This window comes from Pseudomonas vranovensis (assembly GCF_040438935.1).
Classification (GTDB): Bacteria; Pseudomonadota; Gammaproteobacteria; order Pseudomonadales; family Pseudomonadaceae; genus Aquipseudomonas; species Aquipseudomonas vranovensis.
In genome coordinates, this window is record NZ_CP159259.1 from 3,366,618 (window position 1) to 3,392,034 (window position 25,417).

The following is a 25,417-nucleotide window of genomic DNA, read 5'->3' on the forward strand; positions in this document are numbered from 1 at the left end:
AAGTGCCTTCCGGCGTCGATGCTTCAACAGTGTCTGCACCGGCGCGGAGGCTCCTTCCCTTAGTCAAAGGACCGAGTCATGAGCAACGCAACGCCATGCACCCTGGCAGCATTACTAACCTGCCTCAGTCTCGGCGCCAACGCCAGTACCACGGATGTCAGCCTGGTCGGTACCCTCACACCGTCCGCCTGCACGCCGTCGCTGTCCTTGGGTGGGCGGGTGGATTACGGAGACCTCAGCATCCCTGAGCTGCCGATCGACCCCGACGATCCCACGCACTCGACCCTGCCACTGCGTAACCTGACCCTGCTGGTGAACTGTGGTGAGCCGACGCCGCTGGCCCTGGTAGCGACCGGCAACCGTCGCGACAGCAACTCCGCCGGCGAAGCCCGTACCTTCGGCCTGGGCAATACGCCCAAAGGCGAGCCTATCGGATTCTATACCGCGGGCTGGGCTGGCGGCACTGTCCTGCTCGACAATCTTCCGGCGGACACCCTCTATTCCACTGACCAGGGCCAGACCTGGACGCCCTTGACCAGCGCATTGTTCAAGCACCTGGGCGACCGCCCCGATACAAGGTTCGGCTTTGCCTCTACTGGCAGCACCAGCCCGACGCCCGCGCGGCAACTGAGCCTGGAACTGGAAGTCAGCGGCTGGGTTCGCAACGACATCATCCATTTCGACCAGTCGCTCATGGATGGCAACCTGACCGTCGAGGTCCAGTACCTCTAGCACCTACCAGAAGAACATGGCCTGATCGGCCTTACAGAATCCCGTCGACTGCAGACCTGCACATTGCCCCACGTGGCCAGTGACGCATTTCTGCGCTCAAAAACGGGACATCCGCACCACTTAACACAAGAACCAATAAAGGAAAAACCTGTGAAGAAGTCCGTATTGTCCCTCTCCCTTGTCGCTTCCCTGGCTGGCACTCACGCGATCGCCTCCACCACCGAAATGACTGTCACCGGCACCATCACGCCGTACGCGTGCACTCCAACACTAAGCAACAACGGGGTCATCGACTACGGCCCGATCCATGCCCAGACCCTCGACAACTTCCAACTGCCAGACAGAACCCTGACCCTGTCCATCAGTTGCGGGGCCGAAGCTCCCATCTCCCTGATTGCAACAGACAACCGCAGCGGCACCGCCAGCACCACCGGCGACATCCACTTCGGCATGGGAACCTACCAGTCCATGCCCATCGGACGCTATTCGATGGCGTTCCAGAACGCCCAGGTCGATGGTCAGCAGAGGGGTGCACTGGAATCTCTGGACGGTGGCGCCACCTGGAAAGCCAGCAATAATGTCTTGATGCGCGACTCGACGACAGCCCAGGACTTCAGGCTGGCGTTTGGCAACACCACTCCGCAACCGACAACGCTCTTGAGCGCCACCATGCGCATTCAGGGCTCGATCAATAAAGACCTGCCCTTCACCGACGATATCGATCTCGACGGCAGCAGCACCATCGAGATCAAGTACCTCTGATTCATCGCCTAGACATTCTATTAAGAGGGACGTCAGAAGCCCTCACTCATCCACCAAGGAAAATAACAGTGAAGAAGTTCGTTGTGCCCCTGGCACTTCTCTTGACCCTCGCCAGCAATCACGCCTTGGCATCAACCGCTGAGATCACCCTCACGGGCACCCTGACCCCTTCGGCCTGTACACCCATGCTGGGCAACGGCGGCGTGGTCGACTATGGCCATGTATCCACCGGGGACCTCGAAGACGAGAACGCTACTTTATACAAACTTCCGGCCAAGCAATTGAGCCTGACCATCCAATGTGCCAGTGAAACTTCGTTCGCCCTGACCACCACCGACAACCGCCACGAAAGTTCCGGCATCAGTCCCGTCAGCCATGGCCTGGGCATGCACAAACAGCAGCAAATCGGCACCATGGGGATAGGCCTCAGCACCCCTGAACTGGATGGCATACCAGTCAATACCCTGGTGTCGTACAACGCCGGCAACACCTGGTTCGCCGGTATTTTTCAGTACTTCGCCCCCTCTCAAAAAATGCCCGATAACCGCGTGGCTTTCGGCGACTTGAATACCCCTGTTCCCGCCACTCGCCTGAGCGCAAACCTCGATATCAATAGTTTTATTTACAAGGCATTGCCTGCCAACGAAGACATTCAGATCGACGGCAGTACAACGTTCAACATTGTTTATCTCTGATCAAGCACGACCTGAATTTAAAACAAGAAGGGATCGCTAAATCCCCGAACTCCCTAACCAAGGAAATAATAATGAGAATTTCCGTAGCATCCTTTTCACTCCTCGCGACCCTTGCCAGTACACACGTCATCGCCTCTACCAGCGACGTTACACTCACCGGCACCCTCACCCCTTCGGCCTGCACGCCAGCACTGAGCAATGGCGGTGTGATTGACTATGGTCCCCTTTTCGTTGACGACCTCGACACTGGAGCTACCGTTCATTACCAACTGCCGGTCAAACAGCTGGACCTGACTATCAAGTGCGAAGTCGCCACACTGTTCGCACTTGTCAACTTCGACAACCGAATTGATAACGCGACAGGGGCTGTCAACCGTTTTGGGCTCGGCACGCATAAAGATGAAGTCATTGGCTACATGTTTATACAAGCCACTACGGCCTTGGTGGATGGTGTAGTGCGGCACACCATCACCTCTCGAGATCGGGGGGAAAACTGGGTACGTGTCGGTGGAACTACTCAGGACTTTGAACGTGCCCAACTCAGACCAGACTTCCTGCTCGGTTTCGGAGATCCAAGCGACGTCGCCAGCGGCCCCACACCGGCAAAGGACCTGAGTACCACCCTAACGGTAATAGGTCGGGCGGACTCAAGAATTGACTACAGCAGCGATGTCCAGATCGACGGCAGCACAACTTTCGAAGTCCGCTACCTCTGAACCGTTGAGCCCATTCAGATGGCGAACAACGGATGCTCGCCCTTCATGACACACCCGGCCGGCGCACCGCCTTCCAGTAGCTCAAGGAAGTCATCTCAAAGGTCTTGCGCCGCACGCCATCAATGAATCGATACGATGAAATACCTACGCGACTGTATTACCGGCTCCCTGCTGCCTGCAGCTTTACTGCTTGCCCATGCAACCAGCACCCTGGCTGACGGCATGGTGCCCAAATCTTCGGTGGTGATTCTCGAGGAAGCCAATACCAGCGGCACCGCTTTCCTGGTCACCAATACCGACCCACATGCCTCATTGCTGGCGGTGTTCATCGAAAACCTGCCCGAAGACCAGGACAACCTGCTGGTGGTGCAACCCACCGTGACCCGAGTCGAGGCAGGTCACGAGCAACAGGTGCTGTTCCACTACGTCGGCACTGAACCGCTCAAGGAACAGCGCCTGAAACGGGTGATCTTCGAAGGCATTCGTGAGCAAGCCCCAGGCGCTAATGGCAGCATGCGCGTCAGCTTCGGCGTGCGCCAGAACCTGCCGGTGATCCTCCACCCCAAGGGCCTGGCAAAAAATCGTTCGCCCTGGGAGGGGTTGACCTGGCACGTTGACGGCAACCAGTTGCGGGTCGAGAACAACACGCCCTACGTGGTACGCCTGGGCCGCGAATTGTTGCTCAACCCCGGTCAATTGCGCGTGGACCTTCCCCGCAGCTACGTACTGGCCAACGAGCACGTCAGCCTTGAGCTACCCACCGCCATCGGTGCCGCGTCCAGCGTGCGCTTCCAGCCGGCGACGGTATACGGTTACGCCACTGACCCCTACGAGGCCGCCATACAGTGATCGCCTCTCCCCCTAACAAGAGCAGTTTCAACTGCCCGAATCAACTGCTGGCTGGGCTTTGCCTAGGTTTGATCAGCCTTGAATCCGTCAAGCTTGCCCACGCCTCGAACAGCCCGGAGCCGCCTACCGTGTTCGACCACGAGGTCCTGCGCCTGCGCGGCATCGACCCGCAGTTGGCGCAGCTGTTCAGCCAGCATGCACGCTTCCCTCCTGGCAGGCAGCACATCGGCCTGAACGTCAACGGTCATGACAAGGGCTCGACCGCCGCGCGCTTCGACGTCAGCGGTGCCTTGTGCTTTGACGACGCGTTGCTGCAGTTTGCCGGGGCAGCGAGACCCGCCGACTGGCCGACGGTAGTTGATGAACCAAAGGCACCCCTGGCGCCTGACTGCCGAGACTTGCGCGAAGCCTACCCGCACATGCAGGTGGAACTCGACCCGGGACGGCAGCAGGTGCGACTGGTGATCCCCGATCAAGCCCTGGAGCGACGTCCGCACAACGTCGATGGCTTCAGCCAGGGTGGCGTTGCAGGTCTTCTGAACTACGACCTGTTCGGCACCTTCAACCGCTATGGTGGCGAATCGAGCCGCTATGCAGCCGCCAACACAGAATTCGGCATCAACATTGACAACTGGATCCTGCGCAGCCGCCAGGTACACAGCCGTTCCGATGGCCGGGTCCACAGTGAAATGCTCGACACCTATGCACAACGCAGCTTTGTCCAGAGCCGCAGCATCTTCCAGGCCGGCGAGATCAGCCTGGTCAACCCTGCGCTCAACGGTGCGCAGATTATTGGCGCCCAGCTCACCCCGGAACATGGCTTGCTGTCCCAACTGGACAACGCCAGTGTGCAAGGCATCGCCAACAGCCAGGCGCGGGTGGAGATCCACCAGAACGGTGCCTTGCTGTACGCCACGGTGGTGCAGCCAGGTCCGTTCAGCATCAGCAACATTCCTCGCCTCACCTCCCAATCGGACCTGGAAGTGACGGTGATCGAAACCAGTGGTGAGCGCCGCAGTTTTCGCGTACCGGCCAACCTGGCTGCTGCTGCGCCCGCTCAACGAGGCTTCAGTATCGGTGCCGGCAGGGTGCGCAGCTATAGCCACGAAGCCGACGAGCCGGCCGTACTGAGCCTGGGACAGACCGACGCCATTGGTCAGACCTCGCGTTTGAGCAGCGGTCTGATCCTGGCCCAAGGCTATCGCAGCATAGGCGCCAGCCTCGACGGTGCCTTAAGCCCTTCGCTCAGTGCCCAGGCATCTGCCATCGGCTCGCAGGCAACGGCGCTGGAGCACCAGGGACTGCAACTGGGCGGGCAGTTGAACTGGCAACTGCACGAACAATGGTCGAGCCTGGTCGCCGTAAATCATCGTAGCCAAGGCTACCGCGAGCTCCTCGACAGCACCTACCACGCGAGCGACAACACCTCCAGTTACCGCGACCAGCTCAGCACCAGCCTGCGCTGGGGGAGCCCGGTGATTGGCAGTTTCAGCCTTGGCTACACCCAGACCACCTACTACCAGCACGACAGCAATCAACGCCTGTTCCTGTCCTGGGGCAACAGTTACAACGGGGTGAGTGTCTCGGCGTCTGTGGAAAAATCGGTCGGCGACACCAACGGCGACAATGGCGACGCGATCTACCTCAGCGTCAGTCTGCCACTGGGCAGTACCGCTCGTGTGCGCAGCAGCATACGTCACCGCGACAATGACACCACCAGTACCGTGAACTACCAGCAGCAGGTCACCGACAGTTTCGGCTACCGCCTGGGCGCCGAACACCGCTCAGGAGACAGCAACAACCTGGCCAGTGCGGGCCTTTCGGCAATCCCGCGCTATACCCAGCTAGACCTGAACTATGCTGGCGACGGGCGCGACGCCAATTACAACGTCGGCCTGCGCGGTGGCCTGGCAGTGCACGGCGCCGGCATCACCCCCTCGCCCTACCCGATTCGCGACACCTTTGCCATTCTCACCGTGACCGACACCCCTGGCGTCAAAGCCAGCACGCCCAACGGCCCGGTATGGACGGACTTTGCCGGCCGTGCGGTGATCCCGGCGCTGAGTCCCTATGGCCGCAGCGCCGTACAGGTCGACAACCAGAGCCTGCCGATCAACGTCAATGTCGAGGAAGGCGCCGCGGTACTCAAGGCCAGCCGTGGTGCTGTGCCGCGGCTGACCTTCAATGCATGGAGCGTACGGCGGATGCTCCTGACCGTCACCGACGGCCGCGGCCAGCCCTTGCCTGCCGGCGCTTCGGTGTTCGATGACCGGGGCCGCTTCATCAGCCTGGTCCAACCCGGTGGCCTGGTGTTTATCGACAGCAGCGAAGCCATCAGCCACTTGATTGTCAGCGATCCGCAGGCCCGTGAATGCCGGGTGGTCCTCGATGCCGCCGCAGATGCGCCGCAAAAGACCTACTACACCAGCGTCCAACGCACCTGTAGTTGAACCGCCGCCGCGTTCTCGCAATCGACCCGACCAAGGACATTTCCATGAAACGACTGCTGACCCTGGCCCTGGCCTGTGCCGGAGCACTCCCCCTCCTGGCTGCCAACGCCGACGAATGCAGACTGCTGAGCAGCCCCGAGCAGATTGACTACGGCACCCTGGATCGCTCCCGGCTCACCCCCCAGCAACCGGCCTTGGCCCTGCCCGAAAAAACCACCCAGATCCACCTCAGTTGTACCCACCCAGTCGACCTCAGCCTGTTCTTCAAGGCCGAATTCCTGGACAGCGAGCGCTGGCGACTCACCGACAACGGTCACTTGCGCATCAAGGCTGGCAATGCCGTGGTTGATGGTGAACCGGTCGAGCTCGGCCTGCTCAGCCACCCCGGCGCCGCCCCGGGACCTGCCGCCGCCAGCCTGGACTGGCGCCCGCAACATGGCATGACCCCGGTTCGCGCGGGGCAGACACTGCGTGGGCGCAGCCTGAGCCTGACCTTGACCCTAGAGGGTGAGCTGTCCGCTTCGGCCTTCCAGGTCCACGGGATGATCCAGTCCACCGCCAGCGGGCAGTTGCAGGCACCGGCCAGTGGCGCCACCAGCAACCTTGACCTGCACTGGCAGATCCAGCCGGCTGCCTGTACACCGCAGCTGTCGAATAACGGCGTGGTGGATTACGGCAAGATTTCGGCGCAATCGCTGCAACCCGACAAGCGTACACGGCTGCCATCACGCCACCTGAACCTGACCATCAGCTGCGACAGCCCGGCACGCTATGCCTTGCTCATGCACGACAACCGCGACGGCACCGCATTGGTCAACTCCATGGTGTTCTATGGCCTGGGCCTGGACGCCGCCAGCAACCGCATCGGCCTTTTCGAAGTGGTCTTCGACCCCAGACTGATTAGCGCCGATCAAGTGCCCGCGGCCTACCTGACCTACTCCACCGGCGGCGGGACGTATTGGAGCAATGCCAGCGCCCAGAGCAACAGCATCACCAGCAAGACCCTGCTCGCCTTCACCGATGAAGACAACACCACCAAGGGCCCGGTGCCGTTTCGTAACCTGAGCACCAGCATCGAGATCAAACCGGTGATAGCCCCGACGCTGGACCTGGACCTGCGCCAGGACATCTCCCTGGATGGCTCGGCGACCCTCGAAATCGTTTACCTGTAAACGCAAAACGCCCCGCAATGCGGGGCGTTTCAGCTAACAGCGGTGACTCAGTGCTTCAGCGCCTCGGCAGCGACGCTTTCCACAGGCTTACCACGCTTGGACTTGAGGCTGTAGCAGATAACCATCACCAGCAGCCAGACCGGAATCGCATAGACCGAGATCTGGATACCCGGGATCTGCAGCATGATGCCCAGGATCAGCACCACGAAGGCCAGGCAGATGTAGTTGCCGTAGGGGTACCACAGGGACTTGAACAACGGCGTCTGGCCAGTCTTGTTCAAATGCTGGCGGAACTTCAGGTGCGAGTAGCTGATCATCGCCCAGTTGATCACCAGGGCTGCAACCACCAGCGACATCAGCAGCTCCAGCGCGTGCTGCGGGATGAAGTAGTTGAGCAGCACCGCGACCAGGGTCACGGCAGCCGAGGCCAGGATCGAACGCACCGGTACACCGCGCTTGTCGATCTTGGCCAGTCCGGCCGGGGCATCGCCTTGCGCGGCCATGCCGTAGAGCATGCGGGCGTTGCAATAGGTACCGCTGTTGTAAACCGATAGCGCCGCCGTCAGTACCACGAAGTTGAGGATGTGAGCAGCCACATCGCTACCGAGCAGCGAGAACACCTGTACGAACGGGCTGGCGCCATAGGTGCCGCCGGCGGCATCGAGGCTGGTGACCAGGCTGTCCCACGGGGTCAGCGACAACAGCACGACCAGGGCACCGATGTAGAAAATCAGGATGCGGTAGATCACCTGGTTGATCGCTTTGGGGATTACAGTCTTCGGCTTGTCGGCCTCGGCTGCGGTGAAACCGAGCATTTCCAGGCCGCCAAAGGAGAACATGATGATCGCCAGCGCCATCACCAGGCCGCTCACGCCATTGGGGAAGAACCCACCGTGCTCCCACAGGTTGCTGACCGAGGCTTGCGGGCCGCCGCTACCGGTGGTCAGCATCCAGCTGCCCAGGGCGATCATGCCGACAATGGCCAGTACCTTGATGATCGCAAACCAGAACTCGGCCTCGCCAAAGACTTTGACGTTGGCAAGGTTGATGGCGTTGATCAGGATGAAAAAAGCTGCCGCCGAAGCCCAGGTCGGGATCTCCGGCCACCAGTAGTGGATGTACTTACCGACAGCGGTCAGCTCCGACATGCCCACCAGGATGTACAGCACCCAGCAGTTCCAGCCCGACAGGAAGCCTGCGAAACCGCCCCAGTATTTGTGGGCAAAGTGACTGAACGAACCGGCCACCGGCTCTTCGACGATCATCTCGCCGAGCTGGCGCATGATCATGAAGGCGATGAAGCCACAGATCGCATAGCCGAGGATCATCGACGGACCCGCCGACTTCATCACCCCGGCCGAACCCAGGAACAGGCCGGTACCAATCGCACCGCCCAGGGCGATCAATTGGATATGGCGATTTTTCAGGCCGCGTTTCAGCTCGCCTGAATGCGTGTTTTGTCCACTCATGAACGAAGTCACCTGCTTGTTTTTATCTGTGACGGAATCGGACCCACCACGCTCGTGGCGCAGCGGAATTAACAAGGTGGTTACCTTGAGGGTTCTTGGCCAACTGCTGCCCATCCAGGGCAAACGCCGTGGTCGAATCAGCCGGGTGTCAGCAAGAGTGCGCGGTACGCATTGGGGTCACAGTTAAAACGCGGCGCATTGTATACCCCTGCAGACGCGCAGGGGTCAACACGTTGCGTGACTGTCTGATGACAAAACGCACCGGTCCTGAGGAAAGGTTCAAGCCTTTGGGGGTAATCGGCGTACATGGCGCCTCCATTTGTTCTTATTGAATGCCCGGCTCTCCGGCCCTGGCTTTGCACACGGCAATGGCACACATCTCAACCCTGCGGCAGCCTTGGGGCAAGCGGTTGACGTTCGCGGAAACCGCTTTAGCGCGGGGTTTTCGGCAAGTTCTGTTTACAGCGACGAGCGGCCACTGGCAGGCCAGGTAAAGGCGCCAATCTTTGTAACGATTTATTTACAAGCCGGTTCAAAAACTTTCCACCCCTTAGCGAAATTTCTGTAAGACACGGATTTTCAAGGCAAAAAAAAGCCAACCCGAAGGTTGGCTTTTTTCCCACACGATACGTTACGGGCGTGGTTTGTTGCGGGTGCTGCCTGGACGCTTCGGTGCTGGCTTGCCGCGCTTGTTCATATCGCTCGGACGCTCGGCCACGGCGCTGCCACGGCCCGAGTCCTTGCGCGGGGCTTCCCCACGAGGCTGACGTGCTGGACGCTCATCACCGCGCGGCTGACGTGCTGGACGCTCCTCACCACGCGGTTGGCGCGCAGGACGCTCGGCCTCACCACGCGGCTGGCGCGCAGGACGTTCGGCGGCACCGGCGTCCTGGGCGGGGCGCAAGGTGCGCACACGCTCACCACGCCCCAGCGGACGGGTGGACTTACGTTGCAGGCGCTCCAGCTTGTCCTTGGACTTGTGGTTCAAGGTTGGCATGGCCACCGGGGTCAGGCCCACTTCGGCCGCCAGGATATCGACTTCCTGCTGGCTCATTTCGCGCCAGCGGCCCATCGGCAGGTCGGAATTGAGGAACACCGGGCCGAAACGCACGCGTTTCAGACGGCTGACCACCAGGCCCTGGGATTCCCACAGACGACGCACTTCGCGGTTACGCCCTTCCATCACCACGCAGTGGTACCAATGGTTGAAACCTTCGCCGCCTGGCGCTTCCTGGATATCGGTAAAGCGCGCAGGACCGTCTTCAAGCACGACACCGGCCTTGAGGCGGGCAATCATGTCTTCGTCCACTTCCCCACGCACACGCACTGCGTACTCGCGGTCCATCTCGTAGGAAGGGTGCATCAGGCGGTTGGCCAGCTCACCGTCGGTGGTGAACATCAGCAGGCCAGTGGTGTTGATGTCCAGGCGACCGATGTTGATCCAGCGGCCTTCTTTTGGCCGCGGCAGGCGGTCGAACACGGTCGGACGGCCTTCCGGGTCGTCACGGGTGCAGATTTCGCCATCGGGCTTGTTGTACATGATGACCCGGCGCACGGTCTCGGCAGACTCTTCACGCTTGATCACGCGGCCATCCACGGAGATCGCGTCATGCAGGTCGACGCGCTGGCCCAAGGTGGCATCTTTGCCATTGACCTTGATCCGGCCCTGGCTGATCCAGGCCTCGACATCGCGGCGCGAGCCCACGCCGATACGCGCCAGCACTTTTTGCAGCTTCTCGCCTGATGGCGGCAACGGCTGGGTTTCTTGCAGATCTTTATCACTCATCTGGGCACCTCCCGGTGTAGGTATTGAAAACTGATTAAGGCGAACATGCGCCAAAAAGGTCGCGAATCATACGCTGATCACGCGTGGAGCGCACCTGAGACTAGCTGAATTTATCCAGGCCACCGTCTGTTTCCGCCCGAAGGCCGCCGTTCACTCGCGTGGCGTCTCAGGCTCAAGGTTTTCGGCGTCTTCGACCGCCGCCGTGTCATCGACCAGGTCGTCAAAGTCGGTCTTGAGCCCTTCCTCCATCGAGTCGAGCTCCACCAGCAGGCTGCGGAAGCTGGTTTCTTCCTTCCCGTCTGCTGGCTCGGCACTTTCGTCGGCCAGGGCCTGCAGGTGAGCGGGCACCGGCGCGTCATCGACTTCAAGCAGCGGCTCAGGCTCCATTTCCCGCAGCTCGGCCAGGGCAGGAAGATCGTCGAGATTCTTGAGGTTGAAGTGATCGAGGAAGGCCTTGGTAGTGGCGAACATTGCCGGCTTACCCGGCACTTCGCGGTAGCCGACAATGCGGATCCACTCACGCTCAAGCAAAGTCTTGATGATATTGCTGTTGACCGCCACGCCCCGTACGTCCTCGATTTCGCCACGGGTGATGGGCTGGCGGTAGGCAATCAGCGCCATGGTCTCAAGCAATGCCCGGGAATACCGCTGCGGGCGTTCCTCCCACAAACGACCCACCCAGGGAGCGTAATCCTCGCGAATCTGCAGGCGATAGCCCGAGGCCACCTCCTTGAGCTCGAAGGCGCGGCCACTGCAGGACTTGCGCAGTACCTCCAGGGCTTTCTTGAACACCGCAGGCTCAGGGCGCTCGGCTTCTTCGAACAGCTCGAACAAGCGCTCCATCGATTGCGGTTTTCCCGAGGCCAGCAAAAAGGCTTCAAGCAGGGGCGCCAGGTCGCGCGGATCGTTCAGGTTCATGGCGTTGCTCGTGGTCACTCGGCCCGGGCGCGGACGTGGATCGGCGCAAAGGGCTCATTTTGCACCAGTTCGATCAAGGATTCCTTCACCAGTTCAAGAATCGCCATGAAGGTCACCACCACCCCCAACTTGCCTTCTTCGGCGCTGAACAGCGCGACGAAAGGCACGAAGCCACCGCCCTTGAGGCGTTCGAGCACCTCGCTCATGCGCTCGCGGGTCGACAATGCCTCACGGCTGACCTGATGGCTCTCGAACAGGTCGCCGCGGCGCAGCACTTCGGCCATCGACACCAGCAGCTCTTCCAGGCTCACGTCTGGCAGCAACTTGCGCACCTTGGCCTGGGGCGCTTCCAGTCGCGGCACGATGATCTCGCGCCCCACCCGACTCAGCCCATCGATACCTTCTGCCGCGGCTTTGAAGCGTTCATATTCCTGCAGACGACGGATCAATTCGGCCCGCGGATCACCCTCTTCCTCCTCGATCTCGACCGAACGCGGCAACAACATGCGTGACTTGATCTCGGCCAGCATCGCCGCCATGACCAGGTACTCGGCGGCCAACTCCAGGCGCACGGTTTTCATCAGCTCGACATAGCCCATGTACTGGCGGGTGATTTCCGCCACGGGAATATCAAGGATGTCGACGTTCTGCTTGCGGATCAGATAGAGCAGCAGGTCCAGCGGGCCTTCAAAGGCTTCGAGAAACACCTCGAGGGCGTCTGGTGGGATGTACAGGTCCACCGGCATTTCGGTCATGGCTTCGCCATAGACCAGCACCAGTGGCAGCTCTTGCTGAGCACCTGCTTGGGGATCGAGGATCGACTCGGTGGTAGGTGCCTGGCTCACGCTTCGACCATGAAGGGCGCCGGGTCGCCGCAACCAACGCGGATCACCTCGGGCTCGTCGCCGGCCAGGTTGATCACGGTGGAGGCCTTCAAATCGCCAAAACCACCGTCAATGATCAGGTCGACATGGTGCTCCAGGGCCTGGCGAATCTCGTAGGGGTCGGTCATCGGCTCGGTTTCGCCGGGCATGATCAGGCTGACGCTCATCAACGGCTCGCCCAGCTCTTCAAGCAGCGCCAGGGCAATCGGGTTGGACGGTACACGCAAGCCGATGGTGCGACGTTTTTCATGGAGCAACAGGCGGGGGACTTCGCGCGTAGCGTTGAGGATGAAGGTGTACGGTCCCGGTACATGCGCCTTGAGCAAACGAAAGATCGACGTGTCGATCTTGGCGAACAGGCCCATCTGCGAGAGATCACAACAGATCAGGGTGAAATTGTGATTCTTGTCCAGCTGACGCAGGCGCCGAACGCGCTCTACGGCATTCTTGTCGCCGATCTGGCAACCCATGGCGTAGGACGAGTCGGTCGGATAGACGACAACTCCGCCCTTGCGAATGATTTCAACGGCCTGTTTGATCAGGCGCGGTTGCGGGTTCTCCGCATGAATCTGGAAAAACTGACTCACGTTCTCTTCCTGTTCAGACGGCCGCGATAGGCTGCTCATGTTTGAATCGACGCCACAAGGGCGGCAAGTCCTCCGGCAATGGCCGGTAGGCACCGATCTCACCCCAGGTGCCGGGGCCATGGAAGTCACTGCCAGCACTGGCCAGCAGGCCGAATTCACGGGTCAGGATGGACAGGGTGCCCACCTGCTCGGCCGGCATCATCCCGTTAACCACTTCCAGTGCCTGGCCGCCTGCTTGAATATAGTCGGCAATCAGCCGGCGGCGCTTGCTGCGGGTTAATTCGTAGTGCATCGGATGCGCAAGGCTTACCCAGGCACCGGACTGGCGCAGGGTCTGGACCGTGTCTTCCAGGGTTGGCCAGTGCAGTTTGACATCGCCCAGCTTGCCGGCCCCCAACCACTTGCGGAACGCCTCAGCACGGTCTTTTACATGGCCTGCTCGCACCAGGTACTCGGCAAAGTGCGGCCGTGCCGGGGCATTACCGCTGTCGCCCAGCTCCTGCTGGACGGCCCGCGCACCGTCCATCGCCCCGGGCATGCCCTTGAGGCCCAACCGTCGGTCGATTTCTTCGGCGCGCAGCCAGCGCCCACGGTGCAACGACTCGATGGCCACCACCAGGGGCTCGGCGTCGAGGGCAAAGTTGTAGCCCAGCACATGGATGGTCGCGCCGCCCCAGGTACACGACAGTTCCACCCCGCTGACCCACTGTATACCCAGGGCCTGGGTGGCGACGCGTGCCTCGACCTGGCCCTCGAGGGTGTCGTGGTCGGTCAGCGAGAGCATCCGCACGCCATGCTCATGGGCCCGGGCGACCAGTGCCGTAGGCGACAAGGCGCCGTCGGAGGCCGTACTGTGGCAGTGCAGATCAACATTCATAGGTGGCGCTTTCGCTGTCATTGATGTTTGTTATTATGCCGTCACATCCTGCTTCTGGCTGCCACTGTGAAACAATTCATCGATTTCATCCCGCTGCTCCTGTTCTTCATCGTCTTCAAGCTTGAACCTCGTGCCGTCGAATTCGCCGGTCACAGCTTCGAACTTGGAGGCATCTTCAGTGCCACGGCGATGCTGATCCTGAGCTCCGTAGTGGTCTACGGCGCCTTGTTCATCCGCCAGCGCAAGCTGGAAAAGGGCCAATGGCTGACCCTGGTCGCCTGCCTGGTGTTCGGTGGCCTGACCCTGGCCTTCCACAGCGAAACCTTCCTCAAGTGGAAAGCCCCGGTGGTCAACTGGTTGTTCGCCGTGGCCTTCGCCGGTAGCCACTTCATCGGCGACCGGGTGCTGATCAAACGCATCATGGGCCATGCCATCAACCTGCCAGAGCCTGTCTGGTCGCGCCTGAACCTGGCCTGGATCGGTTTTTTCCTGTTCTGCGGCGCGGCCAACCTGTTCGTGGCCTTTACCTTCCAGGACATCTGGGTCGACTTCAAGGTATTCGGCAGCCTCGGCATGACCGTACTGTTCCTGGTGGCCCAGGGCGTGTACCTGTCACGCCACCTGCACGACAGCGACCCCACCACCCCGCCTTCCACTCCGAAGCACGAGGATTGACATGCTCTACGCCATCATCGCCAGTGACGTTGCCGATTCGCTGGAAAAACGCCTGGCCGCTCGCCCTGCGCACATCGAGCGCCTGCAGCAACTCAAGGAACAAGGCCGCGTGGTATTGGCCGGCCCACACCCGGCCATCGACAGCAACGACCCGGGTGCTGCCGGTTTCAGCGGCAGCCTGATCGTCGCCGAGTTCGACTCCCTGGCCGCCGCCCAGGCCTGGGCCGATGCCGACCCGTACATTGCCGCCGGCGTCTACGACAAGGTCGTGGTCAAGCCGTTCAAACAAGTCCTGCCGTAACCTCCTGCATGCGGTGCGCCACTGTGCGCACCGCCTTGCGCCTCTTGCCGACGCAACTGCTCATTATTCTCGCCCGACAGCCGACAACCTGCTGAACCGACAAGAATCAGGAGTTCCAATGCGTCAAGGTCCGTTGTCCCTGCTGTGCCTGTTGCTGCTGAGCCCGCTTGCCCAGGGTGAAGAGCCCGCCACCAGCACCCCGCTGTCGCTCAGTGCCGGCAGCCAGATCACCGAGCTTACTCAGCGCCTGCAGGAAAGCGAACGCCTGCGCGAGGCCCTGACCCAGCAACTGCACAATGCCGACAACGAACGCGAAAGCGCCCAACTGACCCGCCTGCGCCAGGAAAACCAGCGATTGAAGCTGGCCCTCAAGGAACTTCAGGCCAAACCCGCTGAGCGACTGATCACCGATCAGCAACAATGGTTCCTGATTGGCGGTGCAGTTGCCCTGTTGGCTGCACTCTGCGGTATCTTTGCCAGCGGCGGACACAGAAAGCGTCGGCAATGGTTGAATTGAGTGAGTCATGAGCGAGCTGTTACTGATTGATGATGACCAGGAACTCTGCGAGCTGCTAGGCAGCTGGCTGACCCAGGAAGGCTTTGTAGTGCGTGCGTGCCACGACGGCCAGAGCGCCCGCAAGGCCCTGGCCGAGCAGGCACCGGCTGCGGTGGTGCTGGATGTCATGCTGCCCGACGGCAGCGGTCTGGAGCTGCTCAAGCAGCTGCGCAGCGAGCATGCCGACTTGCCGGTACTGATGCTCTCGGCCCGTGGCGAGCCGCTGGACCGGATCCTTGGCCTTGAACTGGGCGCCGATGACTACCTGGCCAAGCCATGCGATCCACGCGAACTCACCGCCCGCCTGCGCGCCGTACTGCGCCGTAGCCATCCCAGCGCAACGCCCAGCCAGATCGAAGTCGGCGACCTGTGCTTCAGCCCCGCCCGAGGCGTGGTCAGCGTCGACGAACAGGAACTGACCCTGACCCTTTCCGAGAGCCGCATCCTCGAAGCTCTGCTGCGCCAGCCTGGCGAGCCCCTGGACAAGCAGGAGCTGGCGCAGATCGCCCTGGGTCGCAAGCTCACCCTGTACGACCGCAGTCTGGACATGCATGTCAGCAACCTGCGCAAGAAGGTCGGCCCCCACCCTGACGGGCGCCCGCGCATCGTCGCCCTGCGCAGCCGCGGTTACTACTACAGCCTGTAATGTCAGCAAGGCAACGGGGCATCTTTACGCAAGCTTTACCCTTGCCTGACCGCCGTTGACCTTGATCTCCCTAAACTGGGCACATCCGGTCATCACCGGCCCTTGAAAGGAGAGACACCATGCGCAAGACCCTTATCGCCCTGATGTTCGCTGCCGCACTGCCGACCGTCGCCATGGCCATGCCAGAAGGCGGCCCACGCCACGGCGATCACCACCGCGGTGGAGCGCCTTTCGCCCAGCTGGACCTGAGCCGCGAGCAGCGCCAGCAGATCGGCAAGCTGATGGGCGAGCAAATGAAGAGCCGCCAGGAAATCACCAAGCGCTACCTGGAAAAACTCCCGGCAGCCGACCAGAAAGCCCTGAAAGACGAGCTGCAAGCCAAGAAGGACAAGACCCAGTCCGACATCCGCGCCCTGCTCAAGCCTGACCAGCAAAAGAAGTTCGATGAACTGAAGAAAGAACAGGACCAACGTCGCGCCGAATGGAACGAGTTCAAGGCCTGGAAGGCTGAAAAAGCCACCAAGGCCCAGTAAGCTGTCAGCCACCCGCCCGGCCTGCCCCTGTGCAGGCCGGGCTTTTTGCCGTTGAAGGAGCCTCCCTTGCGTTCATTGTTCTGGCGCATCCTGGCCAGTTTCTGGCTGGCCATCGCCCTGGTCGCCGGCTTGTCGATCCTGCTCGGGCACATGCTCAACCAGGACGCCTGGATTCTCAGTCGCCATCCTGGCCTCAACACGCTGGCACCCAAGTGGACCCAACTGTACGAACAGCAAGGGCCGGAGTCGGCCCAGCGATTTCTTGAGCGACGCAAGCACCGCTTCAACATCGATGTGCAGGTGCTCAACGACAGCGGCGATGCTGTGGTCCCCGGCACGTTCCCGCGTCGCGCAGCGGCGTTCGAGGCCCGCCGCCACAACGATGAACGCCGACTGCCCTGGCGCCGCCTGACCGAGGAGTACACCAGCCCCGACAGCGGCGAGACCTACCTGCTGATCTACCGAATCCCGCACCCCGAGCTTGACGCCTGGCACCGCGACAGCCTGCTCTGGCCGCTCAGCGCGCTGGGTATCGCCCTGGTGGTACTGACCTTGTTCAGCCTGCTGGTGACCCTGTCCATCACCCGCCCGCTGAGCCGCCTGCGCGGGGCCGTACATGACCTTGGGCAAACCACCTATCAACAGAACAGCCTGGCGCGCCTGGCCAATCGGCGCGATGAATTCGGCGTGCTGGCCAACGACTTCAACCGCATGGGCGCGCGCTTGCAGAGCCTGATTGGCAGTCAGCGCCAGCTGTTGCGAGACGTGTCCCACGAATTGCGGTCCCCCCTGGCGCGCCTGCGCATCGCCCTGGCCCTGGCCGAACGCGCCGAACCGGCACAGCGCGAAGCCTTGTGGCCACGCCTGACCCGAGAGTGCGACCGCCTGGAAGCGCTGATCAGCGAGATTCTGGTGCTGGCCCGGGTCGATGCCGAACAGACGCGGGCCGAGCCGATGGACCTGGATGTCGTGTTGCAGACCGTCCACAAGGATGCCCAGCACAGCGCGCCGGAGCAGGACATCCAGCTGCAGCATGAAAGCGGTTTGCGCTTGCAGGGGTGGCCGACACTGATCGAGCGAGCGCTGGACAACCTGCTACGCAATGCCCTGCGCTTCAACCCGCCGGGACAACCCATCGAGATCGCTGGGGTACGCGACAGCGATCGGATCGTGCTGAGCGTGCGTGATCATGGGCCAGGGGTGGCCGAGGAGCACCTGTCACAATTGGGTGAGCCGTTCTACCGTGCGCCTGGGCAGAGCGCAGCCGGGCATGGCCTTGGCCTGGCCATCGCACGCAAGGCGGCAGAGCGTCATGGCGGGAACCTGAGCTTGAGCAATCATCCCCAGGGTGGATTCGTGGCGAGCCTCGAGTTGCCATTGACGGGCCCCGGAACGCCTGGGTGACGGGATAGTGGCTACAGGTGGCTGACAAGCCCCTGTAGCCGCTGGCGACAGCCTGCGATCGGCCGCGCAGCGGCCGTGGTGCTGTACGAAGTGCTTACTGCCCCCAGGCAGTCACAAAATCAGCGGTCGCCAGCACCGGTGCCGTGCGTGGCTCGTTCAGCGGCGTACCCAGGTACAAGAAGGCAACGATCTCTTCGTTGTCCGCCAACCCCAGGCCCTTGGCCACATGCTTGCTGTAGGCCAGGTCGCCGGTACGCCACACCGCGCCGATACCCTGCGCATGGGCCGCCAGCAGAATTCCGTGGGCCGCACAACCCGCTGCCAGCAGTTGCTCCGAAGCGGGCACCTTGAAGTGATCCTGCACCCGGGCAATCACCACCACCAGCAGCGGGGCGCGCAACGGCATGGCGCGTGCCTTGTCCAGGGCCGCTTCGGTAGCGTCGCCCTCGAGCTTCACCGCCTCGGCCAGCAAGGCACCGAGTTTTTCGCGGCCCTCACCTTCGACCGTCAAGAAGCGCCAAGGCCGCAGTTGGCCGTGGTCCGGCGCCCGCAAGGCGGCCTGGAACAGGGCCTCGCGTTGTGCGGCATTGGGCGCAGGTTCCGTCAGGCGTGGAACGGAAACACGGTTGAGCAATGCGTCGAGAGCCTCCATCGGCTACCCCCTGAAGAGAAATGTGCGGCTATTCTAGCGTTTACTTAAAAAGGTCCATAGGTAGAATGGCGCCCTTCCGTTTCGAGTCAGAGCAGATCACATGGCGTTGCCGACCTTAAGGATCATTGGTTTCATCATCGGCATCTTCCTGATCACCCTGGCGATCAGCATGGTCGTGCCCATGGCCACCCTGGTGATCTTCGATCGCACGGGCGATCTGCCGTCGTTCCTGTGGGCCAGCATGATCACCTTCATCGGCGGGCTCGCCCTGGTGATCCCCGGCCGACCGGAACACGTTCACCTGCGCCCACGGGACATGTACCTGCTGACGGTCAGCAGTTGGCTGGTGGTGTGTATCTTTGCCGCCCTGCCGTTCCTGCTGACCCAGCACATCAGCTATACCGACGCCTTCTTCGAGAGCATGTCCGGCATCACGGCCACCGGTGCCACCGTACTCAGTGGCCTGGACACCATGTCGCCAGGCATCCTGATGTGGCGCTCGCTGCTGCACTGGCTCGGCGGCATCGGGTTTATCGCCATGGCCGTGGCGATCCTGCCGTTGCTGCGCATCGGTGGCATGCGCCTGTTCCAGACCGAGTCCTCGGACCGCTCCGAAAAGGTCATGCCACGCTCGCACATGGTCGCCAAGTCGATCGTGGCAGTGTACGTCGGCATCACCGCACTGGGCGGCCTGGCCTTCTGGCTGGCGGGCATGAACGTGTTCGATGCAATCAACCACGCCATGTCGGCGATTTCCACTGGCGGGTTCTCCACCTCCGACCAGTCCCTGGCCAAGTGGACCCAGCCTGCAGTGCACTGGGTCGCAGTCGTGGTGATGATCCTCGGCAGCTTACCCTTTGCCCTGTATGTATCCACGTTGCGTGGCAATCGCAAGGCGCTGATCAAGGACCAGCAGGTCCAGGGCTTGCTGGCGCTGCTGGTAGTCACCTGGCTGGTACTGGGCACCTGGTACTGGGCCACCACCAATCTGCACTGGCTAGACGCCTTGCGCCATGTGGCATTGAACGTCACCTCGGTGGTCACCACCACCGGCTTCGCCCTGGGTGACTACAGCCTGTGGGGCAACTTTTCACTGATGCTGTTCTTCTACCTGGGCTTTATCGGGGGATGCTCCGGCTCGACCGCCGGCGGGATCAAGATCTTCCGTTTCCAGGTCGCCTATATCCTGCTCAAGGCCAACCTCAATCAGTTGATCCACCCGCGCGCGGTGATCAAGCAGAAGTACAACGGTCACCGCCTCGACGAAGAAATCGTCCGTTCGATCCTGACGTTCTCGTTCTTCTTCGCCATCACCATCTGCGTGATCGCGTTGCTGCTGTCGCTGCTTGGGGTCGACTGGATGACGGCGCTGACCGGCGCCGCCAGCACCGTGTCGGGGGTCGGCCCTGGCCTTGGCGAAACTATCGGCCCGGCCGGCAATTTCGCCACCCTGCCGGATGCTGCCAAGTGGATCCTGGCGTTCGGCATGCTGCTGGGACGCCTGGAGATCATTACGGTACTGGTGCTGTTTATGCCGGCGTTCTGGCGTCACTGACCGCTGCTTCGGCGTCCGGTTCGGGCGCCGGTGTGCTGGTAGCAATCCGTGCCCGGTATTCGCCGGGAGTGACATCAAACCAGCGACGAAAGGCCCGGAAAAAGTTGCTCGGATCGGCAAAACCCAACAGGTAGGCGGTCTCCAACAGAGTCATGTTTGGCTGCGCCAGGTACTGCTCCGCCAGTTCGCGACGGGTATCGTCAAGCAGTGTCTGGAAGCTGGTGCCTTCTTCCTGCAAGCGCCGCTGCAGGGTGCGCTGCGACAAGTGCAGTGCCTGGGCAATCGTCTCGCGCTTGGGCTCGCCCTGGGGCAATACCCGGCACAGCACCTGGCGAGCACGATGGGTTACGCGGCTTTCGGAAAAACGCGCCAGGTACTCCCCGGCAAAGCGATCATGCAAGGTGGCCATGGCCTCGTTGGCGGTGGGCAGGGGGGCCTCCATGTCGGCACGCTCGAACACCAGCGCATCATGGGCTGCGCCAAACAACAGCGGCGAATGAAAGGCTACCTTGTAGGGCGTGACATCAACCGGCTGTGGCCCCTGGATCAGCACCCGCCGGGGCTGGATCACTCGCCCACTGAGCCAGCTGCACAACGACAATGCGCAAGCCAGTGACGCTTCGGCACTGTGCCGGGTAGGCGGCAGGTGATCACCGTGGACAGTGAGGATCAAGGCATAGCCGTCGGGTTCCAGGCGGAAGCTCAGGTCTGAGCTCTCGGCGATGATGCGCTGATAGCGCACCAGGCGCTCGAACCCCTCGGCCAGGGTTCGGCTCGACATCAGGGCATAGCCAACCACATGGAAAGACGCCGGGCGTACTACCCGGGCCATGTTCAGCCCGATCGCCTGGTTGCCGGACAGGTCGACCGCCAGTTGCCAGAGGCGGGTCATGGAGTCCTGGGTGAAACGGGCGTCGGGGTCATCCAGGGCGGCAAAGTCCAGGCCGAGCTTTTTGAACATGGCACGACAATCCAGCCCTTCGAGCTCGAGTGCCTTGACGATCCCTGATGCCCAGCTTGCTGACGTGGTTCTCTCGCTCATGGCTGGCTTCTTATGTTCGAACTGACCGCTCCTGCGGCGAACTCAAAGGATACTTAATTGGCGCCTATTGTCACTGCTCTGTAGTGTTAGTCACTCTAGACTCAGATCAGGCTCCACGCCGTGTATCTTCGTCAGTATCGACAGTCCCGGGAGCAGTGCCGTGAACAGCCCCCAGCAATTTCGCAGCTTTGCCGAGTTCTATCCCTATTATCTGGAGGAGCACAGCAACCCCACCTGTCGTCGCCTGCACTTTGTCGGCACAACGCTGGTGATCGCCCTGCTCGCCTACACCATGGCCAGCGGCACCTGGCTACTGCTACTTGCCGTGCCCCTTGCCGGTTATGGCTTTGCCTGGGTCGGGCACTTCTTTTATGAAAAGAACCGTCCAGCCACCTTCAAGCACCCGCTGTACAGCCTGATCGGCGATTTCGCCATGTACCGCGACATGCTGCGTGGAAAAGTATCGTTCTGATTTCGGCCCACAAGGTCAGAAACCCGTCTTCATTGGCCACTGTCCCGACAGGCGGTCGCGCTACAGTGGGTTGCCCTACCGCCCCTGGAGCGCCGATGAATCAGCAGGCCCGTTTCACCCATATGCAAGACGGCACCCAGCAGGACTGGGCGATCATCGCCAGTGACTTCAGGGCCTATGCCAGCCAGTTGGCTGAACGGATCCTCGCGCACCTGCGCTTGCTCGACGGCGACTTTGGTGGCTTTCCCATCGACCGTCTCAGTCATTCCCTGCAGACCGCTACCCGCGCATGGCGTGATGGGCGCGACGAAGAGTACGTGATCTGCGCCCTGCTCCACGACATCGGCGACACCCTGGGCAGCTACAACCACCCCGACATTGCCGCCGCCATCCTCAAGCCCTTCGTCAGCGCTGAAAACCTGTGGATGGTCGAAAAGCACGGGATCTTCCAGGGCTACTACTTTTTCCACCATCTGGGGATGGATCGACACCTGCGCGAGCAGTTCCAGCACCACCCGCAGTACCAGCAAACCATCGAATTCTGCGCCCGCTACGATGCCGCCGCCTTCGACCCGGCCTACGACAATCTGCCGCTGAGTTTCTTCGAGCCCATGCTCAAGCGCCTGTTCGCCCAGCCACGCCAGTCGATCTACAAGGCGGCATTGCAGCAGATGAGCGAAAACGCCTGAGTCAAACCAGCTCCAGCCCGGCCAGGCGCCGCGCCTCGCGGGCCTGGGCGTCGGCCAGGCGGTAGAGTTCTATACTGCCGTCCCAATGTTCGATCAGGGCCGTACATGACTCGACCCAATCGCCGCAATTCAAATAGTCGACCCCGCCTACCTTGCGAATCTCGGCATGGTGGATATGCCCGCACACCACCCCATGAAACCCGCGCTTGACGCACTCATGGGCAATGGCCTCTTCAAAATCGCTGATGAAACTGACCGCCGACTTGACCTTGTGCTTCAAGTACGCCGACAACGACCAGTACCCGTAGCCATAGCGAGCACGCCAGTGGTTGAGCCAACGATTCAAGGTCAGTGTGAATTCATAGGCCGAGTCCCCGAGGAACGCCAGCCAGCGGTGATAACGGGTAATGACATCGAACTGGTCGCCATGGATAACCAGCAACCGACGACCGTCGGCGGTCAGGTGTTCGGCCTGATCGACCAGTTGGATATTGCCCAGCACCAGTTTGGAGTAGCGCCGCAGAAACTCATCATGGTTGCCGGTGACATAGATCACCTCGGTGCCGCGCTTGCTCATGGTCAGCAGGCGGCGGATCACGTTGGTGTGTGCCTGGGGCCAATACATGCCGCCACGCAGCTTCCAGCCGTCGATAATGTCGCCCACCAGGTAGATCCGATCGGCCTGGAACCCCTTGAGAAAGTGCGACAGGTGTTCGGCCTGACAGTCTCGGGTGCCCAGGTGTACGTCGGAAATCCACAACGTGCGCACACGCTGCTTGCGTGAAGGTCTGACAAGCTCGGCATGGCTCATGAGCGGGCTCCGGGGCTGTTTTGTCGAGCGTGCCAGTGGGCAGTGAAGCCAAGGTGACGAAACCACGTCGATCTGATGACACACCCGCTGCCCGCGCCAGCCTGTACACTGCCGCCACTGCCTGGAGGACACTGCAATGAGCGGCAGCTCGCTACTTTCCCTGCGCCATTATCGCGACGACCTGATCGCCCACAGCCATGAGCACCCGCAGTTGGTGTTCGGCCTGCGCGGGCAACTGGACTTCGAGCTCGATGGCCGTGGCGCGCGGGTTGATCGCCAAGGCTTGATGGTAGTGCCGGCAGGCGCCCACCACACCTGTGGCAGCGCAGCAGGCAGCCATTGCCTGGTGCTCGACGTGCCAGGTGATACGTGGCTTTCCCGAAGCCTTGGCGAACATACCTCGGCCAGCCAGCGCCTGGTCGAACACCGTGGTCCGTTGAACCTGGACAATCGCCAGCAGCAACTGGTCGACTGGCTGGCGGCAAGCCCAGTGGACGACCCGGTGATAGCCCAGCAAGGTGCCGTATTGCTGCTTGCCAGCCTCTGCAGCGTCCAGGTTCCGGTTGTTGAGCAGAAGCTGTTGCCCTACGCCGCCTTTGATGTCCACATCGACCAACACGCCGCCCATCCTCTGCAAGTGGCCGACTTGGCCCGCCTGGCCGGCCTCTCCAGTGCCCGCCTGCATGCCCGCTTCATGCTCGAAGCGGCCATGACGCCCATGGATTACATCCGCCAGCGCCGGCTGCTGCAGGCGCGCAAACTATTGGTCGAAACCTCCTTGGCCATCGGCGAAATTGCCAGCCGGGTCGGGTACAGCTCACAAAGCGCATTTTCGGCGGCCATGCTCAAGGCGTTCGGTCGTGCGCCCCGGGACATGCGACGAGAGCCTGACGACAACTGACGCGAGGAACGCGACAGACAGCCGCCGCCACAGCCTCGTAGACTGGCCGGGCTGTCCCGCCTACCAAAAGGATCACCATGAACCACCGCACTGCCCTCGGCGCCCTGCACATCGGCGCGCTGTTCTTTGGCCTGACCGGCGTCTTCGGCAAGTTGGCCCAGGCGGCACCGTCGATCCTCGTCTTCGGCCGTGCTGCCTTTGCCGTGCTGGCGCTGGCGATTTTCGCCGGTTGCGCGCGCAAGGGCTGGCAACCGCTGCAAGGCCAGGACTGGCGCCGCCTGCTGCTGGGCGGCATTTTGCTGGCCGGACACTGGGTGAGTTTTTTCATTGCCGTCAAAGTTGCCGGGGTCGCCATCGCCACCCTGGGCTTTGCCAGCTTCCCGGCCTTTACCGTGATACTCGAAGGGCTGCTGTTTCGCGAGCGGATCCGCAGCAACGAAATCATCCTGGTACTGCTGGTAAGCATCGGCCTGGTCCTGGTCACCCCGGATTTCGACCTGGCCAGCCAGGCCACCGGCGGTCTGCTCTGGGCCTTATTGTCGGGCCTGTTGTTTTCATTGCTGTCACTGACAAACCGCGCGTCCAACGGACGTATCCCAGCCGTGCAGGCAGCGTTGTGCCAGAACGCCGTGGTCGCCCTGTGCCTGTTGCCGGCTGCGGCCCCCGCGCTGGCTGATGTGCCCGCGATGGACTGGTTGTGGATTGCGTTGCTGGGGGTGTTCTGCACCGGTGTTGCCCATAGCCTGTTCGTCGCAAGCCTGGCAGTGATCAAGGCTCGCACTGCAGCGGTGGTGTTCGCCCTGGAACCGGTCTATGGCATTGCCATGGCCTGGCTGATCTTCGCCGAGACCCCGACGCTGCGCATGTTGCTGGGTGGTGCCTTGATCATCCTGGCCATCGTCATCTCCAGCCGCCTGGCGGCCAGCAACACGACCGTCAAGACGGCTGCGGCGCAAGGTTGAGGCTCACGGGCGGTCGTTGTGGCCCAGGTCGCGCTGTGGGTCGATCTGGTCGCGCACGCGCTGCTTGAGCACCTTGGCCTCGGGAAAGCCGCCATCGGCCTTGCGCTCCCAGATCAGCACACCGTCGCAAGTGATACGGAAGGCGCCGCCGGTGGCAGGCTCCAAGGCAACACGGGCCAGATCTTCACCAAAGGTGCTGAGCAGCTCCTGGGCAAGCCAGGCAGCACGCAGCAGCCACTGGCACTGGGTGCAATAGGTGATGACAATTTCAGCTTTGTGCGCATTCATGGGACGAAAGACTCCTGACAGGCGGGCGCGCTT

The 25,417-nt window shown here is 61.7% G+C and carries 27 protein-coding genes and 1 pseudogene; 18 read left to right on the forward strand and 10 right to left on the reverse strand.

What is annotated here, in order from left to right; genetic code table 11:
* Positions 1 to 78 precede the first annotated feature (78 nt).
* The 7 genes from ABVN19_RS15695 to ABVN19_RS15725 all read left to right on the forward strand — a co-directional run bounded on the left by ABVN19_RS15695 (position 79) and on the right by ABVN19_RS15725 (position 7,376).
* On the forward strand, positions 79 to 732 hold the full coding sequence (locus ABVN19_RS15695; protein WP_105642247.1) for a DUF1120 domain-containing protein: 654 nt from the start codon (positions 79 to 81) through the stop codon (positions 730 to 732).
* Between the two features lie 150 nt (positions 733 to 882).
* Entirely contained in the window at positions 883 to 1,494 is a 612-nt protein-coding gene (locus tag ABVN19_RS15700) for a DUF1120 domain-containing protein (RefSeq protein WP_105642248.1), read from the forward strand.
* 68 nt (positions 1,495 to 1,562) lie between these two features.
* Positions 1,563 to 2,189, forward strand: coding sequence for a DUF1120 domain-containing protein (locus ABVN19_RS15705; protein ID WP_028944711.1), 627 nt, complete (start codon positions 1,563 to 1,565; stop codon positions 2,187 to 2,189).
* 71 nt (positions 2,190 to 2,260) lie between these two features.
* Positions 2,261 to 2,905 (forward strand): DUF1120 domain-containing protein, encoded by a 645-nt coding sequence (locus ABVN19_RS15710; protein WP_105642249.1) that lies wholly within the window; start codon positions 2,261 to 2,263, stop codon positions 2,903 to 2,905.
* 135 nt (positions 2,906 to 3,040) lie between these two features.
* Positions 3,041 to 3,754 (forward strand): fimbria/pilus chaperone family protein, encoded by a 714-nt coding sequence (locus ABVN19_RS15715; RefSeq protein ID WP_051270588.1) that lies wholly within the window; start codon positions 3,041 to 3,043, stop codon positions 3,752 to 3,754.
* Positions 3,755 to 3,882: 128 nt separating this feature from the next.
* On the forward strand, positions 3,883 to 6,204 hold the full coding sequence (locus tag ABVN19_RS15720; RefSeq protein ID WP_158259239.1) for a fimbria/pilus outer membrane usher protein: 2,322 nt from the start codon (positions 3,883 to 3,885) through the stop codon (positions 6,202 to 6,204).
* 44 nt (positions 6,205 to 6,248) lie between these two features.
* The gene (locus ABVN19_RS15725; protein ID WP_028944714.1) at positions 6,249 to 7,376 is read left to right on the forward strand and encodes a DUF1120 domain-containing protein; all 1,128 of its coding nucleotides are present in this window, start codon (positions 6,249 to 6,251) and stop codon (positions 7,374 to 7,376) included.
* Positions 7,377 to 7,423: 47 nt separating this feature from the next.
* Here the strand turns inward: ABVN19_RS15725 and ABVN19_RS15730 are convergent, their stop codons facing one another.
* The 6 genes and pseudogenes from ABVN19_RS15730 to ABVN19_RS15755 form a co-directional block, all read right to left on the reverse strand.
* Positions 7,424 to 8,845, reverse strand: coding sequence for an amino acid permease (locus tag ABVN19_RS15730; RefSeq protein ID WP_028944715.1), 1,422 nt, complete (start codon positions 8,843 to 8,845; stop codon positions 7,424 to 7,426).
* Positions 8,846 to 9,476: 631 nt separating this feature from the next.
* Entirely contained in the window at positions 9,477 to 10,631 is a 1,155-nt protein-coding gene (gene rluB, locus ABVN19_RS15735) for a 23S rRNA pseudouridine(2605) synthase RluB (protein WP_105642251.1), read from the reverse strand.
* A gap of 204 nt (positions 10,632 to 10,835) precedes the next feature.
* Positions 10,836 to 11,549, reverse strand: a pseudogene (gene scpB / locus ABVN19_RS15740) (SMC-Scp complex subunit ScpB); the annotation flags it as partial.
* A gap of 14 nt (positions 11,550 to 11,563) precedes the next feature.
* Positions 11,564 to 12,304, reverse strand: coding sequence for a ScpA family protein (locus ABVN19_RS15745; RefSeq protein WP_245219092.1), 741 nt, complete (start codon positions 12,302 to 12,304; stop codon positions 11,564 to 11,566).
* Positions 12,305 to 12,390: 86 nt separating this feature from the next.
* Positions 12,391 to 13,020 carry an L-threonylcarbamoyladenylate synthase gene (locus ABVN19_RS15750; RefSeq protein WP_036990014.1) on the reverse strand — a complete coding sequence of 210 codons (630 nt, stop codon included), beginning with the start codon at positions 13,018 to 13,020 and terminating at the stop codon, positions 12,391 to 12,393.
* Between the two features lie 13 nt (positions 13,021 to 13,033).
* Complete coding sequence (locus tag ABVN19_RS15755) at positions 13,034 to 13,897, reverse strand: PHP domain-containing protein (protein WP_028944720.1); 864 nt, start codon at positions 13,895 to 13,897, stop codon at positions 13,034 to 13,036.
* Positions 13,898 to 13,963: 66 nt separating this feature from the next.
* Between ABVN19_RS15755 and ABVN19_RS15760 the strand changes: the two genes are divergently transcribed.
* The 6 genes from ABVN19_RS15760 (at position 13,964) to ABVN19_RS15785 (ending at position 18,012) form a co-directional block, all read left to right on the forward strand.
* The gene (locus ABVN19_RS15760) at positions 13,964 to 14,572 is read left to right on the forward strand and encodes a septation protein A (protein ID WP_218274690.1); all 609 of its coding nucleotides are present in this window, start codon (positions 13,964 to 13,966) and stop codon (positions 14,570 to 14,572) included.
* Position 14,573: 1 nt separating this feature from the next.
* On the forward strand, positions 14,574 to 14,873 hold the full coding sequence (locus tag ABVN19_RS15765; RefSeq protein ID WP_028944722.1) for a YciI family protein: 300 nt from the start codon (positions 14,574 to 14,576) through the stop codon (positions 14,871 to 14,873).
* A 118-nt stretch (positions 14,874 to 14,991) separates the two neighbouring features.
* Positions 14,992 to 15,390 (forward strand): translation initiation factor 2, encoded by a 399-nt coding sequence (locus tag ABVN19_RS15770; RefSeq protein ID WP_028944723.1) that lies wholly within the window; start codon positions 14,992 to 14,994, stop codon positions 15,388 to 15,390.
* Positions 15,391 to 15,397: 7 nt separating this feature from the next.
* Positions 15,398 to 16,075 carry a response regulator transcription factor gene (locus ABVN19_RS15775; RefSeq protein ID WP_028944724.1) on the forward strand — a complete coding sequence of 226 codons (678 nt, stop codon included), beginning with the start codon at positions 15,398 to 15,400 and terminating at the stop codon, positions 16,073 to 16,075.
* A gap of 119 nt (positions 16,076 to 16,194) precedes the next feature.
* On the forward strand, positions 16,195 to 16,608 hold the full coding sequence (locus tag ABVN19_RS15780) for an LTXXQ domain protein (protein ID WP_028944725.1): 414 nt from the start codon (positions 16,195 to 16,197) through the stop codon (positions 16,606 to 16,608).
* A 66-nt stretch (positions 16,609 to 16,674) separates the two neighbouring features.
* Positions 16,675 to 18,012 (forward strand): HAMP domain-containing sensor histidine kinase, encoded by a 1,338-nt coding sequence (locus ABVN19_RS15785; RefSeq protein ID WP_028944726.1) that lies wholly within the window; start codon positions 16,675 to 16,677, stop codon positions 18,010 to 18,012.
* Positions 18,013 to 18,106: 94 nt separating this feature from the next.
* On the opposite strand, the gene ABVN19_RS15790 is transcribed toward ABVN19_RS15785, so the two are convergent.
* A complete protein-coding gene (locus tag ABVN19_RS15790) occupies positions 18,107 to 18,664 on the reverse strand; it encodes an NAD(P)H nitroreductase (protein WP_028944727.1) in 558 nt (185 codons plus the stop codon).
* A 100-nt stretch (positions 18,665 to 18,764) separates the two neighbouring features.
* Between ABVN19_RS15790 and ABVN19_RS15795 the strand changes: the two genes are divergently transcribed.
* On the forward strand, positions 18,765 to 20,219 hold the full coding sequence (locus ABVN19_RS15795; protein WP_028944728.1) for a TrkH family potassium uptake protein: 1,455 nt from the start codon (positions 18,765 to 18,767) through the stop codon (positions 20,217 to 20,219).
* On the opposite strand, the gene ABVN19_RS15800 is transcribed toward ABVN19_RS15795, so the two are convergent.
* Positions 20,194 to 21,261 (reverse strand): AraC family transcriptional regulator, encoded by a 1,068-nt coding sequence (locus tag ABVN19_RS15800; RefSeq protein WP_028944729.1) that lies wholly within the window; start codon positions 21,259 to 21,261, stop codon positions 20,194 to 20,196. The two genes, ABVN19_RS15795 and ABVN19_RS15800, sit on opposite strands and share 26 nt — an antisense overlap.
* A gap of 160 nt (positions 21,262 to 21,421) precedes the next feature.
* Here ABVN19_RS15800 and ABVN19_RS15805 point away from each other — a divergent pair, with 160 nt between their 5' ends.
* Together ABVN19_RS15805 and ABVN19_RS15810 are read left to right on the forward strand one after the other, a co-directional pair.
* Positions 21,422 to 21,733, forward strand: a complete 312-nt coding sequence (locus ABVN19_RS15805; protein WP_028944730.1) for a DUF962 domain-containing protein — start codon at positions 21,422 to 21,424, stop codon at positions 21,731 to 21,733.
* 95 nt (positions 21,734 to 21,828) lie between these two features.
* Positions 21,829 to 22,422, forward strand: coding sequence for a phosphohydrolase (locus ABVN19_RS15810; protein WP_028944731.1), 594 nt, complete (start codon positions 21,829 to 21,831; stop codon positions 22,420 to 22,422).
* A 1-nt stretch (position 22,423) separates the two neighbouring features.
* Here ABVN19_RS15810 and ABVN19_RS15815 read toward each other — a convergent pair whose 3' ends face one another.
* Positions 22,424 to 23,233 carry a UDP-2,3-diacylglucosamine diphosphatase gene (locus tag ABVN19_RS15815; RefSeq protein ID WP_028944732.1) on the reverse strand — a complete coding sequence of 270 codons (810 nt, stop codon included), beginning with the start codon at positions 23,231 to 23,233 and terminating at the stop codon, positions 22,424 to 22,426.
* A gap of 136 nt (positions 23,234 to 23,369) precedes the next feature.
* Here ABVN19_RS15815 and ABVN19_RS15820 point away from each other — a divergent pair, with 136 nt between their 5' ends.
* Together ABVN19_RS15820 and ABVN19_RS15825 are read left to right on the forward strand one after the other, a co-directional pair.
* Positions 23,370 to 24,134 (forward strand): AraC family transcriptional regulator, encoded by a 765-nt coding sequence (locus ABVN19_RS15820; RefSeq protein WP_028944733.1) that lies wholly within the window; start codon positions 23,370 to 23,372, stop codon positions 24,132 to 24,134.
* A 77-nt stretch (positions 24,135 to 24,211) separates the two neighbouring features.
* On the forward strand, positions 24,212 to 25,096 hold the full coding sequence (locus ABVN19_RS15825) for a DMT family transporter (RefSeq protein WP_028944734.1): 885 nt from the start codon (positions 24,212 to 24,214) through the stop codon (positions 25,094 to 25,096).
* A gap of 3 nt (positions 25,097 to 25,099) precedes the next feature.
* Here the strand turns inward: ABVN19_RS15825 and ABVN19_RS15830 are convergent, their stop codons facing one another.
* Positions 25,100 to 25,384, reverse strand: a complete 285-nt coding sequence (locus ABVN19_RS15830) for a SelT/SelW/SelH family protein (protein ID WP_028944735.1) — start codon at positions 25,382 to 25,384, stop codon at positions 25,100 to 25,102.
* Positions 25,385 to 25,417 lie beyond the last annotated feature (33 nt).

Excerpts from the sequence above, each read along its gene's own strand:
- ABVN19_RS15715 (WP_051270588.1), top strand. The coding sequence starts at position 3,041 with ATGAAATACCTACGCGACTGTATTACCGGCTCCCTGCTGCCTGCAGCT.
- ABVN19_RS15825 (WP_028944734.1), top strand. The coding sequence starts at position 24,212 with ATGAACCACCGCACTGCCCTCGGCGCCCTGCACATCGGCGCGCTGTTC.
- ABVN19_RS15770 (WP_028944723.1), top strand. The coding sequence starts at position 14,992 with ATGCGTCAAGGTCCGTTGTCCCTGCTGTGCCTGTTGCTGCTGAGCCCG.
- ABVN19_RS15790 (WP_028944727.1), bottom strand. The coding sequence starts at position 18,664 with ATGGAGGCTCTCGACGCATTGCTCAACCGTGTTTCCGTTCCACGCCTG.
- ABVN19_RS15755 (WP_028944720.1), bottom strand. The coding sequence starts at position 13,897 with ATGAATGTTGATCTGCACTGCCACAGTACGGCCTCCGACGGCGCCTTG.
- ABVN19_RS15745 (WP_245219092.1), bottom strand. The coding sequence starts at position 12,304 with ATGACCGAAATGCCGGTGGACCTGTACATCCCACCAGACGCCCTCGAG.
- ABVN19_RS15815 (WP_028944732.1), bottom strand. The coding sequence starts at position 23,233 with ATGAGCCATGCCGAGCTTGTCAGACCTTCACGCAAGCAGCGTGTGCGC.
- rluB (WP_105642251.1), bottom strand. The coding sequence starts at position 10,631 with ATGAGTGATAAAGATCTGCAAGAAACCCAGCCGTTGCCGCCATCAGGC.
- ABVN19_RS15710 (WP_105642249.1), top strand. The coding sequence starts at position 2,261 with ATGAGAATTTCCGTAGCATCCTTTTCACTCCTCGCGACCCTTGCCAGT.
- ABVN19_RS15820 (WP_028944733.1), top strand. The coding sequence starts at position 23,370 with ATGAGCGGCAGCTCGCTACTTTCCCTGCGCCATTATCGCGACGACCTG.
- ABVN19_RS15695 (WP_105642247.1), top strand. The coding sequence starts at position 79 with ATGAGCAACGCAACGCCATGCACCCTGGCAGCATTACTAACCTGCCTC.
- ABVN19_RS15775 (WP_028944724.1), top strand. The coding sequence starts at position 15,398 with ATGAGCGAGCTGTTACTGATTGATGATGACCAGGAACTCTGCGAGCTG.
- ABVN19_RS15780 (WP_028944725.1), top strand. The coding sequence starts at position 16,195 with ATGCGCAAGACCCTTATCGCCCTGATGTTCGCTGCCGCACTGCCGACC.
- ABVN19_RS15730 (WP_028944715.1), bottom strand. The coding sequence starts at position 8,845 with ATGAGTGGACAAAACACGCATTCAGGCGAGCTGAAACGCGGCCTGAAA.
- ABVN19_RS15830 (WP_028944735.1), bottom strand. The coding sequence starts at position 25,384 with ATGAATGCGCACAAAGCTGAAATTGTCATCACCTATTGCACCCAGTGC.
- ABVN19_RS15800 (WP_028944729.1), bottom strand. The coding sequence starts at position 21,261 with ATGAGCGAGAGAACCACGTCAGCAAGCTGGGCATCAGGGATCGTCAAG.
- ABVN19_RS15725 (WP_028944714.1), top strand. The coding sequence starts at position 6,249 with ATGAAACGACTGCTGACCCTGGCCCTGGCCTGTGCCGGAGCACTCCCC.
- ABVN19_RS15795 (WP_028944728.1), top strand. The coding sequence starts at position 18,765 with ATGGCGTTGCCGACCTTAAGGATCATTGGTTTCATCATCGGCATCTTC.
- ABVN19_RS15810 (WP_028944731.1), top strand. The coding sequence starts at position 21,829 with ATGAATCAGCAGGCCCGTTTCACCCATATGCAAGACGGCACCCAGCAG.
- ABVN19_RS15765 (WP_028944722.1), top strand. The coding sequence starts at position 14,574 with ATGCTCTACGCCATCATCGCCAGTGACGTTGCCGATTCGCTGGAAAAA.